Origin of the sequence: uncultured Eubacterium sp. (assembly GCF_934295145.1) — a bacterium.
Classification (GTDB): Bacteria; Bacillota; Clostridia; order Lachnospirales; family Lachnospiraceae; genus Eubacterium_I.
The window spans coordinates 1-13,574 of sequence record NZ_CAKRAS010000020.1 but is presented as its reverse complement, the minus strand read 5'-3'; the positions used below and the strand labels follow the sequence as shown (position 1 = coordinate 13,574).

Below are 13,574 nucleotides of genomic sequence, written 5' to 3'. Positions count from 1 at the left end.
GAAGGGAATATGTGAACTGCTTTTTGGCCTTTTACAAAACCGGCTCCGGATTTATCGTCGGATGGGTTCCATTAATGGAAAAGATAACCCATTCTGCAATATTTGTCGCATGATCACCAATTCGCTCAAAGTATTTTGCAACCATCAGCAGATCCGTTGCTACTTCTGCACCTGTTCCATGATTCTGGATCAGCTCGATCACTTCTTTTTTTGTATCATCAAACATGGTATCAACCACATCATCTCTGGCAATTACTTTTTTTGCCATCTCAATATCTTTTGCCACGAATGCTTCCAGTCCTTTCATGACCATCAGCATACATTCCTGTGACATCTGTTTCATACGATCCATCATCGGCAGTTTTTTTTCATTTACCAGACATAAGGCTAATTCTGAAATGTCTGCTGCCTGATCACCAATTCGTTCCATATCTGTGATCATTTTTAATGCTGCTGAGATCAGGCGAAGATCTCTGGCTACCGGCTGCTGTTTCATCAAAAGTTTCATACACAGTGTCTCGATATCTTTTTCCTGCTGATCTACTTCTGAATCAAATTCCATGTTTTGTTTTGCTTTTTCTGCATCCTGATGTACCATGGCTTCAATTGCATGCTCAATGGCCTGCTCTACCATGTGACCCATCTGGATCAATTCACCATTTAAAGTATTTAACTGTCTGTCAAATTGATTTCTCATTTTTATGTTCTCCCTTGCATTAACCAAATCTACCGGTAATATAATCTTCTGTCTTTTTCTCTTTCGGTGTGGAGAATAACTGATCGGTATCACCATACTCTACAAGGTCGCCCAGCAAGAAAAATGCAGTCTGGTCAGATACACGCACGGCCTGCTGCATGTTATGTGTTACCATAACGATGGTGTACTGGGATTTCAGTTCCATAACGAGATCCTCGATTTTGGATGTAGAAATCGGATCCAGCGCAGATGTAGACTCATCCATCAGAAGTACTTCCGGATGAACTGCCAGCGCACGGGCGATACAGATTCTCTGCTGCTGTCCGCCGGACACGCCAAGAGCACTTTTTTTCAGACGGTCTTTGACTTCGTCCCAGATTGCTGCATCACGAAGTGATTTTTCTACGATGTCATCTAACTGTGCTTTATTGTGGATACCGTGTGTTCTCGGTCCGAATGCGACGTTATCGTAAATGCTCATCGGAAATGGATTTGCCTTCTGAAATACCATACCAACCCTTTTTCTCAGCAGGTTTACATCCATATTATTTCCATAAATATCTTCGCCGTCCAATGCGATCAGACCGTCAATTTTACATCCTTCTACCAGATCATTCATACGGTTTAATGATTTCAGCAAAGTAGATTTACCACATCCGGAAGGTCCGATAAACGCAGTGATCTGATGTTCTTTAATCTCCAGATTAATATCTTTTAACGCATGGAAATCTCCGTAATGAAGATTCATATGCTCGATTGTCATTTTATTTTTTAACATGTTCTTTTCGTTGTCCTCTCTCACATATTGCTGTTTGCAAATTACTCTCATCCAGTTCTCTTTTGATATTTGTAAAAACTATTGCAAAAGTATTTCTCTATGGTACCGATCATATTCCTTTAGTCTCTCTGCATTTTCTTTGCAATGACAGAAGATAAAATATTGATCAGAAGTACCATTACCAGCAAAATAACTGCAGTGGCAAATGCCTGATCTGTATGCAGACCTTCCTGGGAAAGCACATACATGTGAACGGCCAGCGTACGTCCGGAAGAAAGCAGATTTTTCGGTAAAGTTGCCATGGTTCCTGCGGTATAGATCAGTGCAGCTGTCTCACCGGCGATTCGTCCGGTAGAAAGAATAACACCGGAAAGGATACCTGGTATCGCACTTGGAAGCACAATTCGAAATACCGTACGAAGTTTTCCTGCGCCAAGTCCGAAACTTCCCTCACGGAAGCTGTCCGGCACTGCTAAAAGCGCTTCCTCTGTGGTTCTCAAAACTGTTGGCAGAACCATGATCGCTACTGTTAAAATACCTGCCATTAAGGAATAGGACATGTGGCAGGCTGTTACGAAAAACAACATACCAAACAATCCATATACGATAGAAGGAATACCTGTCAGAGTTTCTGCAGTAGTTCTGATTACTTTTACAAGTTTATTTCCTTTTTTTGCATACTCTGTCAGATATACCGCTGAAAATACACCTACCGGAACTGCGATCAGTAACGCTACACCGATCATGATCAATGTATTGATAATAGATGGAAGCATTGATACATTGTCACTGTCGTAATGGATAGAAAACAGTGACGGTGTCAGATGCGGGATTCCTTTTGCAAGAATGTATACAATCAGGTAACCAAGCATCACAATCGTAAAAATTGCTGCCAGAATGACCAGTATTTTCAAAATCAGAGAGCCGGCATAAATTTTTTTCTTTGTCTTTTTCATTATTCCTTCTCTCCTTTTCCTTTGATAATGCTAAATGCCAGGTTAATGATCAGGATGAATACAAACAGTACCACACCGGTTGCGATCAGTGCTTCTCTGTGAAGTCCGGTCGCATATCCCATCTCAAGTACAACGTTTGTAGTCAGTGTACGTACTCCCTGCAAAATCCCCTGCGGCATACGTGGCTGATTTCCGGCGATCATTACTACCGCCATGGTCTCACCAATGGCACGTCCGATGCCAAGTACCACACCGGCTAAGATACCTGATTTTGCTGCCGGGATCACACAGCGGAAGATACTTGCTTCCTTTGTTGCACCCAATGCCAGTGCGCCTTCAAAATAGGCATTATTTACAGACCGAATGGACGTCTCCGTCACACCGATGATCGTTGGCAAAATCATGATTCCAAGAAGGAAAGATGCTGTCAGAATACTCATACCGTCTGTGTTATCCGTTCCGAAGATCATTCGAACCGCCGGCACGATTACCATCAATCCGAAGAATCCATATACGACAGAAGGGATTCCGGCCAGAAGTTCGGTTGCCGGTTTAATGATTTTGTAAAGTCCTTCCGGACAATACTTTGCAAGAAATACTGCAGTAAAAATACCGATCGGTACACCTACTGCAATGGCACCGCCTGTAATGTACAGACTTCCGATGATCATCGGAAAGATACCATATTTATCATTTCCCGGCTTCCATACCTGTCCGCCGAGGAATTTTCCAAGTCCAATTTTTCCCATTGCCGGAATTCCATTTGCAAATAAGAAGATACAAATCATCGCTACTGCCACAATGGAAAGACAGGCAACTAACAGAAAAATGATTTCAAACACTTTTTCTTTTCGTTTCATATGTTTTAGTTCTCCCTGTGGGAATGCGCCACACAGACCCTTTTCTGTCTCAGATTTGAATCTGTCATGGCGCATACATGATAGTTATTCAGAACATAGGAACTTTTCTATAACCAGTATTTATATGTTGTTCTGAATTGTTATTTTACTGAATCAATTATTTTACATCCTGCCATTTTGTAACTTCACCGGTGAAGATCTGTTTTACCATATCAGAGCTGATCTCATCTGTTGGGTTATCATTGTTTACGATAACTGCGATACCATCAAGTGCGATCTTGGTAGCTTTTACACCTGTTTCTTCTTCTTTCAGGTCACGGGAAGCCATTCCGATATCACATTTTCCGTCGATTGCAGATGTGATACCTGTTGTTGAATCTGTTGTCTGCTGCTCAATTTCTGCATTCGGATTTACTTTTTTGTAAGCCTCTGCCAGTTTCTCCATAACTGGTGATACGCTGGAAGAACCGTCGATTGTAATTTTTCCGCTTGCTCCTGTAGATGTGAATGTCTCACCTTCTGCTACAGAAATGTATCCGTCATCTGTGATTACCTGCTGTCCATCAGCGCTCATAATATAGTTGATAAAATCCTGAGCAACATCACTTACGTTGTCTTTTGTTACGATGTTGAACGGTCTGGATACTTTGTAAGTTCCATTGGATACGTTGTCTGTTGTTGCCTCAGCACCATCGATTTTTACAGCTTTTACTGTATCATTCAAAGAACCAAGGGAACAGTAGCCGATTGCATATTCGTTACCGGCTACCGTAGACATCATAACCTCTGTATTGTTTGTGATGGTTGCATCTACGGTTGTCATATCCTCTTTCTCGCCTGCTTCATTTTTCTCTTCAATTCCAAACAGTTCGATGAAAGCGCCTCTTGTACCGGAACCATCCTCACGGGATAATACAGTGATATTTCCGGAAAAATCAGATGCATCTGCGCTTCCTGTATCGCTGCTTTCTTTTGCTGCACTTCCTGTATTATCTGCTGCAGCGTTATCACCGCTGTTTCCACATCCTGTAAGTCCAAGTCCTGCTACTGTTACTGCGCAAAGTACAAGTGCCATCATTTTTTTCAGTTTCATTTCGATTCTCTCCTTTTCGATTTACATCTTTTTCTGACTACTATTCAGAGCCAAGGCAATTCTTGGAAATATGCGAATCATGCTCGCAATGCGAGTTTTGTTTCGAATGGCTCTGGATAATACTATGTTTTATGTTGTTGGCAAGTTGTTTTGTTTGCCTTACGACGTATACTTTAATCGGATTTGGGTTTTCATACTATCAGGATTGCGAAAAAAAAAAGTAAAGCTTTTGTAAAAAACTTTACTTTTTAACCGAAAATGGTCTGCAGACGCAAAAGAAAGCGCCGCACAAAATGTGCCGCACTTTCTCTTTGTGGAGGATATTATGTTATGCTTTTACAGGTTTGTTTATTGCAAAAATATAAACATGTGAATTACATTTTTACCTTACCATTTTTTACACGATATGTTTTTCCGTTCGCTTTTACTTTTCCAGAGTAAGAAAAATCTACTTTTCCGTTTTTAATCTTCCACCAGCCATTCTGGTTCTGAGCGATTCCATTGTAATTAAAGTTTACTTTACCGTTCTCTACTCTCCACCAGCCATTCTGATTCTTTGCTACGCCTGTATAACCAAAGTCAACTTTACCATTGACAAGTTTCCACCAGCCGTTCTCGTTTTTCTCAATGCTGTTGCAGTTAAAATCAACTTTACCGTTTACAATTCTCCACCAGCCATTCTGGTTCTTTGCAATTCCTGTGTAACCGAAATCAACTTTACCATTGACAAGTTTCCACCAGCCATTCTCGTTTTTCTCAACACTGTTACAGTTGAAATCAACTTTACCGTTTACGATTCTCCACCAGCCGTTCTGATTCTTTGCAATTCCTGTATAGTTGAAATCTACTTTACCATTAACGATCTTCCACCAGCCATTCTGGTTCTTTGCTACAGTATTTGCAGTAAAGTCAACTTTTCCGTTCTTTACATACCACCAGCCATTTTTGTTCTTTGCTACGGTTGTAACGTCTGTAGCGATTTTACCATCTTTGTAGTAGTACCAGTTTCCATCTGCAGCTTTCTGGTTTGCAAGACCATCTGCCTGTGCAGTGGATTTAACTTTGATGATAACTTTCATTCCTTCTCTCGGATCTCCGGTAGAAGTTAATTCATATGGATACTCTGCAAAATCTGTGCTTGGAGTGATTGCTCCACCTTCTGCTTTCGTAGATACAATCTCGTAACCATCTTTCGCTGTAGCACCAAAAATTACAGTTCCGGACGGTGTATTCTGAGATATAAAATCAATAGCAGCAGAATTATAAGATCCATCTTCATTCACTACATAGAATGCATATGGTATGCTGTTGAATGTCTGTCCTTCAGCCACAATACCGGTATCCGGAATTACAATATCACTTGCCTCAACTTTAACAGTTACATTATCAAATGTATAGGTTCCATAAGCATATTCTTTGTTATCAACTGTCAGAGCAGTTGTGTATACAGTCTCAGGTTCAGACGCTGTAATGCAGTCTGCGGATGCAAGATCCAGAGTATTCAGATAACTGTCACCCGTTACCGTCCATTCAGATTTTTTATCGACAGTAAGGTTCACCGGATTATTGATTGTCTTGTGTGCTGTATGAGAGAAGCTACCGATTGTCATATAATCGCCGGTTGTTCCACCTTTTTCTGCCAGATAATCTGCATGGTTTTCTTTTTCAGATCCTGTATATGCCTGCAGAACAGTTCCATTCTCAACCGTTTTACCTGTATCAGGATCTATATGAACTGCTACGGAAGAGGAAACCGTTCCTTCCAGTTTTGCATTTTCCAGAGATACATCCAATGCCTGTTTGTTGTTGTAAATACTGTTCCATATATCACCTTTGTAAGTTCCATTCTTGAAGTCAGCACTGGAATCATTGATTTCTTTTCCTGTCGGTACTGCATTTTCACCCACATCGTTGATGGTATAGGATGTTACACCCGGATTTCCTGCATCATCAGATTCTACCAGCTCTACCAGAATTCCATCATCCGTACGTTTAGAGTCTCCCGAGAAATCTACATCTGTGTTGTCCACTACAAGATGGCTGTAACCTTTGTTTGCCTTACCGGATTTAATCTGCATCAGGGCATCTTTGGTATCAACGTCACTGTCTTTTAATGTCAGTGTACCGCCGCCTGCCTGCTGTGTCATAAATGCGATACGGTCTGAATACATATAAGATTTATCATATTCGGAACTTGATTCTCCGGAGGCAAGTATCTGTACATAATCCGGAGAATAGAATTGTACATTGCTGTATTTGTTCCATACACCGGAATCTGCATATGTTACATAACCGGATCCACCCATAGTATATCCATAAGTTACACCATTCACTTCCTGTGTTGCGGTATATTTCTTTGCAGCCTGTGCAACTTCTACTGTACCAATACCGGAAACAGAATTATTTACGGTCAGTGCATACGTTCCAGTCTGCGTGTGAGATGTACCAGAATCTGTAGAAAGTGCTCCCCAACCGGTAGAAATGATCATACTGTTGTTATAGATTGCCTGACCTGCTCCCAATACATTCGTCGCACGGACGGTTCCCTCCATACCGAGCGCAAACGGTACACGTTTCATCATAGCCGGTACCAGATCGGTATATGTCTGGTAATCGTCGGTTGTTTCCTTTGCATAGATCAGTGAATTATCTACTGTTGTTTTTGAATTTCCACCTACCCAAATTGCAGTACGGATTGTTCCTGCAGTGTCAATCACTGTATCTTTGATGTTGACATTTGTATCTTCATCAGCCATCACTGCAGCACCCCAGCCGGAGAAATCGTCTCCACCGTCTCCGGTTGCTTTCAGTGTGGATTTATTAATATCGTATTTGGAATTTCCTGTTACATAAATGCCATTGAAATGTTCACCATCGGATGTTACTGTTACACCCTCTGCCTTGGAAGCATCATAACTTCCACCGGTAATGGCCTCTGTTACAGATGCGTCATTTACAATTGCGCCATTATTTACTAACAATGCCTGACGGAAATTGTAAACCGATTTCTTAACCCCCGGTTTCATCATATCCCATGGTGGGCAACTCGGTCCGCCAGATTTGTATACTTTTGTCTCTTTTACAGTTACTGCATCACTGTCGGATACTTCGTAGCTTGCACCTTTGGAAATATTTTTCTGTGCACCGTCTACAACCAGAGTCAGAACTTTGCCATCCTCTGCTTTCTGCGTGTACTCTTTTCCGTTCAGTGTATAAGTAACACTCTGTACACTGGACGCTCTTCCTGTCGATGTATCACTATTTCCATAGGCAACATCCGTGATTGTTAATTCCCCTTTGCCGGCTGCGCCTGCTGTATTTGACGCAAGTACCGGACTGCACATAGATAAGGATAGAGTTACTGCCCCTGCTACGACCAAAGATTTCCGTAACAGCTTCGAATTTCTGTTCATACGATCTCCTCTCTTTTGATAAACTTACCTGCATTTCTGCATAACCATCCAAGCTCATTATGTCAAAAAGATGAATTTACCAAAAGGAAGTTTTTTTCGAATAAATGGACATTTTTTTAGTTTTTGATATATTTGTTCTGTTTAATATGTCACATATTACACACCAGTTCAAGTCGAACGCACGTGAGACTTGGTGCGTGAGTCTTCTCGACTGAGATAAAAAGACATAAAAAAAGAGCTATCCGACTTTCTCGTCATCAGATAGCTCTGTCACCTGTTAAATCTAAGCTTCACTATATAACCTCCCTTTCTGCTATTTCTTTTGTCTCAACTATGGATCTCTACCTCTCAATGGACTTGTCCTCCTTTAACTGATTGTTTTATAATGATAAACTCTGTCAAAAGAGATTATTATCTTGCTTACTCCATTGGACTGACCTCCTGTAGTTATTTAACGAAAGAAGATTTTTTATTTTGTTTTCTCTCTTCTTTTGTTGTCTTTATTGTATTGCACTTTTGTTGATTTGTCAACACTTTTTCTGTATATTTTTTATATTATTTTAAATTATCTGTTAATTTGTATTGTTTCAGAATTGTTCTCTTGCAGTTTTAATATACTCCAAAGCATCTTCATGGTTCTGCTTTATTTCCTCGGCAGTTACTTCACGTCTGACTTTTGCCGGAGAACCAACTGCCAGCATGCCATCGGGAATCACAGTTCCCTGTGTCACCAGTGCACCCGCACCAATAATGGCATTTTTACCGATTTTTGCTCCATTCAAAACAATGGCTCCCATGCCGATCAGTGCGCCATCTCCAATCTCACAGCCATGAATGATCGCTGCGTGTCCAACCGTAACATAATCTCCGATCACAACTGGAAATCCTTCATCTGCGTGAAGGATACAACCATCCTGAATATTCGTTCCTTCCCCAATGGTGATACTGTCATGATCTCCTCTGACTACTGCCTGATACCAGAGACTGCTGTCTTTTCCTATGGTCGCATCTCCAACAACAGTTGCATTTGGTGCAATATATACAGTTTCATTTTTATCTTTGCTCATATCTTCAGCCCCCATTTTTCCTTTTTAACCTATCTTACAATACTTTTTCACTGTCTAGCAACTATTTCCCCTTAACTGAGATAATTTATGGCCGATTCCGTTGTTGCCAATCCACCTTCACTGGTTTCTCTTAAACAAGCCGGTAACTGATTTCCAATACGCCGCATACTGTCAATGACTTCATCCGGATCAATCGCACTTTGAATTCCAGCTAAGGCAAGCTGTGCGGATGTTACTGCATTAACCGCACCGGAAGAATTTCTCTTAATGCATGGAACTTCTACTAATCCTGCCACCGGATCACAAACCAGGCCAAGCATATTTTTTAATGCCAGTGCGGCTCCATGCATGATGGTTTTTGCATCACCACCCTGAAGACTAACCAGTGCCCCTGCTGCCATAGCACTAGCAGAACCAATCTCTGCCTGACAGCCACCGGAAGCACCTGCCAGAGACGCATTTTCCGCAATCACTTTTCCAATTCCAGCGGCAACATAAAGAGCATGAATTACCTGTTCCTCTTTTACCTGAAATTCTTCCTCATAGCTAAGTAACACTGCCGGGAGTACGCCGCAAGATCCTGCCGTAGGCGCCGCAACGATACGCCGCATACATGCATTGGATTCACCCATTTTAATAGCCTTTTCCATAACTTTTCCGATAAACGGTCCACAGATATTTTTCCCTGCCTCATTATATTGATGTAACTTTTCTCCATCTCCACCTGCGCGCTTGCTTGCAGAACGGCGTTCTCCGTCATAATCCTGATCTGCCTGCTTCATTGCCAGATACATCTCATACATTTTCTGAAAAGACTGCCCTGCTGTTCGCTCACTTTCTTCCATATCCGACTGCTGTACAATCTCCCACACAGATTTTTCCTGTGCTTCTGCCAGTTCTATCAGTTCTCTCAGACTGTGATATTCTGCTGCCATAATTATGGTTTCCTTTTCTATTTATTTTTTATGCCCCAATTCCGGCAAAATACGTCACTTTCAGTACGCCTTCCACCTGCTCCAGCCATACAATTCCATCTTCAGAAATTGGCTGATCACATTCAACCACCATGACCGCCTGCTCACCTTTGGCAGAACGGTATACCTGCATGGTCGCAATATTGACATTTTTCTTTGCCAGCATAGATGTAACCGCTACGATACATCCCGGCTGATCAATGTTATGCACGATCAGCGTCGGACATTCCCCGGAAAAACCGGTATTGATACCGTCAATCTTATCAATACTAATGCGTGAACCACCGATGGAGGACACCTGTACTTCCGTACATTTTTCCCCGACACCGGTTAATCGGATCACCGCCGTGTTCGGATGCGCATCCTCCAAATGCGCTTCACCAAACACTACCGTTATCCCCTGCTGTGCCGCAATTTCAAAACTATCCGCAATCTGATAATCATCCGGCTGCATCCCAAGCAGACCTGCAACCAGTGCTTTCTTCGTTCCATGCCCCTCGCCTGTTGCAAGGAAGGAACCATATAGCAGAATCTCTGCTTTGCGGATTGGTTCTCCCAACAGTTTTCCTGCTACATACCCCATCCGCACGGCTCCCGCAGTATGGGAGCTGGAAGGTCCGACCATGATCGGACCTACAATATCAAACAAATCCATTCCTGCTATCTCCTCTGTTTTCTAAAATGTTTCCAGTCATACAATGTTTCATAATGCATGGCATGTGGATTTTCCATCTGCTGGATTTCACCTCCATACAGATTTTTTCAATAAATGTATCAATAATAGTCACTACTTCATTTTTTGTTTATAACAAAAAGTACGACAGATCGTTTGTTTTTCAAAAAACGCTCTGTCGTTTTCGGGTCTATCATATGTGCCTTTACAGGCTCCGGTTTTTATATAAACAACACTTCCTGCTTACCACTTACCATATCATATTTTTACCCCCCCCCGATAGATTTTATCAGGGATTTCTGCATGAATGTCTTTCAGACATTGCAGAAGAATTGGATTAAACACTCCACATTCTCCTCCCAGAATCATCTCCAGGGTCTTATCATAAGTATAACGCTCTTTGTATACACGTTTGCTTACCAATGCATCATACACATCCGCAATGGAAACAACCTGCGCAGAAATCGGAATCTCCTCACCCTTCAATCCATCCGGATATCCGTTTCCGTCATATCGCTCATGATGCCAGCGGCAAATATCATAGGCCGTCTGTACCAGTGGTTCCTGTTGATACTCTTCCAGATTTTCCAGAATCGACGCACCGATCAATGTATGAGTTTTCATAATTTCAAACTCTTCTTGGGTCAGTTTTCCTTTTTTATTTAAAATCTTGTCATCAATACCGATTTTTCCAATATCATGAAGCGATGATGCCATGACGATCAGATCCTGTTTCACCCAGGAAATATCGTATTGATCTGTCACCTGACGCAGCCGCTCGATCAGCATTTTTACCAGAACATTTACATGGGTAACGTGCAGACCGCTCTCTCCATTACGGAACTCAACGATCTGGCTCAAAATTGCCACCATAATCTTCCGGCTTTCCTCTTTTGATTTCACCTGTTCTGTCAGGATCGTGGTCAATCGTCTCTGTTTTGCATACAGTTTTATTGTATTATTCACCCGACGGCATACCACTTTTATGTCAAACGGGCGACTGATGTAATCTGACACGCCCATGTCATATGCGTTTTGAATATAAAAATCAGAATGCTCACTGGAAATCATAATAACCGGTATGGATTTAATCCATTTTCTCCGATTCATCTGCTCCAGCACATCGAAACCATTCATTCCAGGCATTACAATATCAAGCAGCAGTAAAGAAATATCCCTGTTGTATTTTTCCAGCATGCTGATACAGATTTCTCCGCTTTCCGCTTCCAGAATATCAAAATTATTGTGCAGCATTTCATAGAGAATTGCACGATTCATCTCAGAATCATCTACGATCAGAATACACTGTCGCTGATTTTTGCCGCCGTACTGCTCTGACGCTTCTTTCTCACCTATTCTGCCCCACTCTGCCACAACCGTATTTTTCGTCTGTTTCGCCTCATACATCAACTTGTCAGCCTTCTGCATGGCATCTTCCACACGCTGATTTTTCGCCATAACAGCACCAATGCTGACAGAAAGATACAGATTTTTGCTTTCCAAAATCTGTATCAGTCGAATATGATACAGTATTTCATTCAGTTTCTGTTCAAACATTTTCTGAGAGATATTCGGAATAACAAGCAAAAACTCATCGCCACCATAACGGATTAGCGTATCAGTTGTTCGAATTACATTTTTAATCGTTGCTGCAACCGTGCAAAGCAGTTTATCTCCAATTTCATGACCATAAGTATCATTGCTGATCTTGAAATCATCCAGATCAATCATTGCAATACCCGCAGTCACTTCTTTCTTACGAATCCGGTCTTCAAAGTATCTGCGGTTATATGCCTGCGAAAGCGCATCCGTATACAACAGGTCATAAAACTCGGCCATGTTTGCCTTTTCTGTCTGATGCTGCACTTTTCCAATCATTACATCTGTATCCACATGTCGCACCAGTTCCATCACATATGGCGTATCATCTACTTCCACATATTTTGCAATGATCTCGTGGAGATTTTCATCAATATATTCAAATTTTGTTTTCTGTTTTTTCTCCTGCAAAACCTTTCTTGCAATACATTCTTCCTCACAACTATCCTGTCCCAGACATGATTTACAGATGCAAGATTTAAAACCGTTCCATCCGTCCGTTTCCGGTTTCAGTCCAAGCTCCTCTGCGTCCAGCAAACGAACTTCGCTGAATAAACGGCGAAATAATTCCATTTCCTGTTGAGCCTGTTCCATCGTCATTTTTATCTCTGACTTCATATCTTATCCCTGATTACTTTCTACTAGTTCAAACCTTTAATTGCATCCACGGTGATCTGATACCATTTTTCCACTTCAGCAAATGCTTCTTCGTATGCTTTCAACTCCCGTCCACGAAGAATTTCTGTCAGTTCTGAACTAACTTCGTATAATTTTGTAAAACCAAGATTAGAACATACACCTTTTAACGTATGTGCTCCGCGAAATGCAAGCTCTGCATCTCCATTCGCAATACCATCTTTGATCATCTGAAAACTTGTATCATCTAAAAAACGTACCGCAAAACGCTGAATAAAGCTTTCGCTTCCAAGGCGCTGCATTACGTCATCAAAATCTCCGCCCATCTTGTCGTAGCATTCTCTGATTGTCATTATTTTTCTCCTGTAATAGTACCTGTATATTTCGTTGTATATCTCTCCATATGTCATAATGAGCCACGCCTTAGGCGTGGCTCATTCCAATAAACTTATATAGTTACTAAATTGTTCTATAATGCTTTCGTCTATCAACCACATTTTTCGCTTATATATGCACATTATAGAGGATATTCTCTGTAATCACAAGTATTAACTAAACGTGTACAGAAATTTTTTACATATATTTTTAATGTATTATATGAAAAATAGAAAAAAGGAATGCTTTCGCATTCCTTGTAGTGAGCGTGCCGGGGACCTAAACAGACATCCAGGGGATGTCTGTTTAGGTCCGACCGAAGCGAAGCGGAGACCGAACCTTGGTTCGAACGCCGGCACAAAAAAAAGAACACTTACGTGTTCTTTTATAGTGAGCGTGCCGGGGTTCGAACCCGGGACAACTTGATTAAAAGTCAAGTGCTCTACCAACTGA

11 protein-coding genes are annotated in these 13,574 nt (G+C 41.5%); all 11 read right to left on the bottom strand.

Annotated elements, in window-relative coordinates; all coding sequences use genetic code 11:
* Nucleotides 1-31: 31 nt before the first annotated feature.
* A complete protein-coding gene (phoU, locus tag Q0I54_RS05660) occupies nt 32-697 on the bottom strand; it encodes a phosphate signaling complex protein PhoU (RefSeq protein WP_296117164.1) in 666 nt (221 codons plus the stop codon).
* A 19-nt stretch (nt 698-716) separates the two neighbouring features.
* Nucleotides 717-1,475 (bottom strand): phosphate ABC transporter ATP-binding protein PstB, encoded by a 759-nt coding sequence (gene pstB, locus Q0I54_RS05655; protein ID WP_109215090.1) that lies wholly within the window; start codon nt 1,473-1,475, stop codon nt 717-719.
* Nucleotides 1,476-1,594: 119 nt separating this feature from the next.
* Nucleotides 1,595-2,431: a phosphate ABC transporter permease PstA gene (pstA, locus tag Q0I54_RS05650; protein WP_296117161.1), complete on the bottom strand. Its 837-nt coding sequence runs from the start codon at nt 2,429-2,431 to the stop codon at nt 1,595-1,597.
* A complete protein-coding gene (pstC, locus tag Q0I54_RS05645; RefSeq protein ID WP_296117160.1) occupies nt 2,431-3,291 on the bottom strand; it encodes a phosphate ABC transporter permease subunit PstC in 861 nt (286 codons plus the stop codon). The genes pstA and pstC overlap by 1 nt, the downstream gene beginning before the upstream one ends.
* A gap of 157 nt (nt 3,292-3,448) precedes the next feature.
* Nucleotides 3,449-4,384, bottom strand: a complete 936-nt coding sequence (locus tag Q0I54_RS05640) for a substrate-binding domain-containing protein (protein ID WP_296117158.1) — start codon at nt 4,382-4,384, stop codon at nt 3,449-3,451.
* Nucleotides 4,385-4,758: 374 nt separating this feature from the next.
* The gene (locus Q0I54_RS05635) at nt 4,759-7,797 is read right to left on the bottom strand and encodes a hypothetical protein (RefSeq protein WP_296117157.1); all 3,039 of its coding nucleotides are present in this window, start codon (nt 7,795-7,797) and stop codon (nt 4,759-4,761) included.
* Between the two features lie 587 nt (nt 7,798-8,384).
* Complete coding sequence (locus tag Q0I54_RS05630; RefSeq protein WP_296117155.1) at nt 8,385-8,864, bottom strand: gamma carbonic anhydrase family protein; 480 nt, start codon at nt 8,862-8,864, stop codon at nt 8,385-8,387.
* 71 nt (nt 8,865-8,935) lie between these two features.
* Complete coding sequence (gene sdaAA / locus Q0I54_RS05625; RefSeq protein WP_296117153.1) at nt 8,936-9,799, bottom strand: L-serine ammonia-lyase, iron-sulfur-dependent, subunit alpha; 864 nt, start codon at nt 9,797-9,799, stop codon at nt 8,936-8,938.
* Between the two features lie 28 nt (nt 9,800-9,827).
* Nucleotides 9,828-10,493 carry an L-serine ammonia-lyase, iron-sulfur-dependent subunit beta gene (sdaAB, locus tag Q0I54_RS05620; RefSeq protein WP_296117152.1) on the bottom strand — a complete coding sequence of 222 codons (666 nt, stop codon included), beginning with the start codon at nt 10,491-10,493 and terminating at the stop codon, nt 9,828-9,830.
* A 276-nt stretch (nt 10,494-10,769) separates the two neighbouring features.
* On the bottom strand, nt 10,770-12,728 hold the full coding sequence (locus tag Q0I54_RS05615; protein WP_296117150.1) for a diguanylate cyclase domain-containing protein: 1,959 nt from the start codon (nt 12,726-12,728) through the stop codon (nt 10,770-10,772).
* Nucleotides 12,729-12,751: 23 nt separating this feature from the next.
* The gene (locus Q0I54_RS05610) at nt 12,752-13,099 is read right to left on the bottom strand and encodes an Hpt domain-containing protein (protein WP_294785901.1); all 348 of its coding nucleotides are present in this window, start codon (nt 13,097-13,099) and stop codon (nt 12,752-12,754) included.
* Nucleotides 13,100-13,574: the final 475 nt, after the last annotated feature.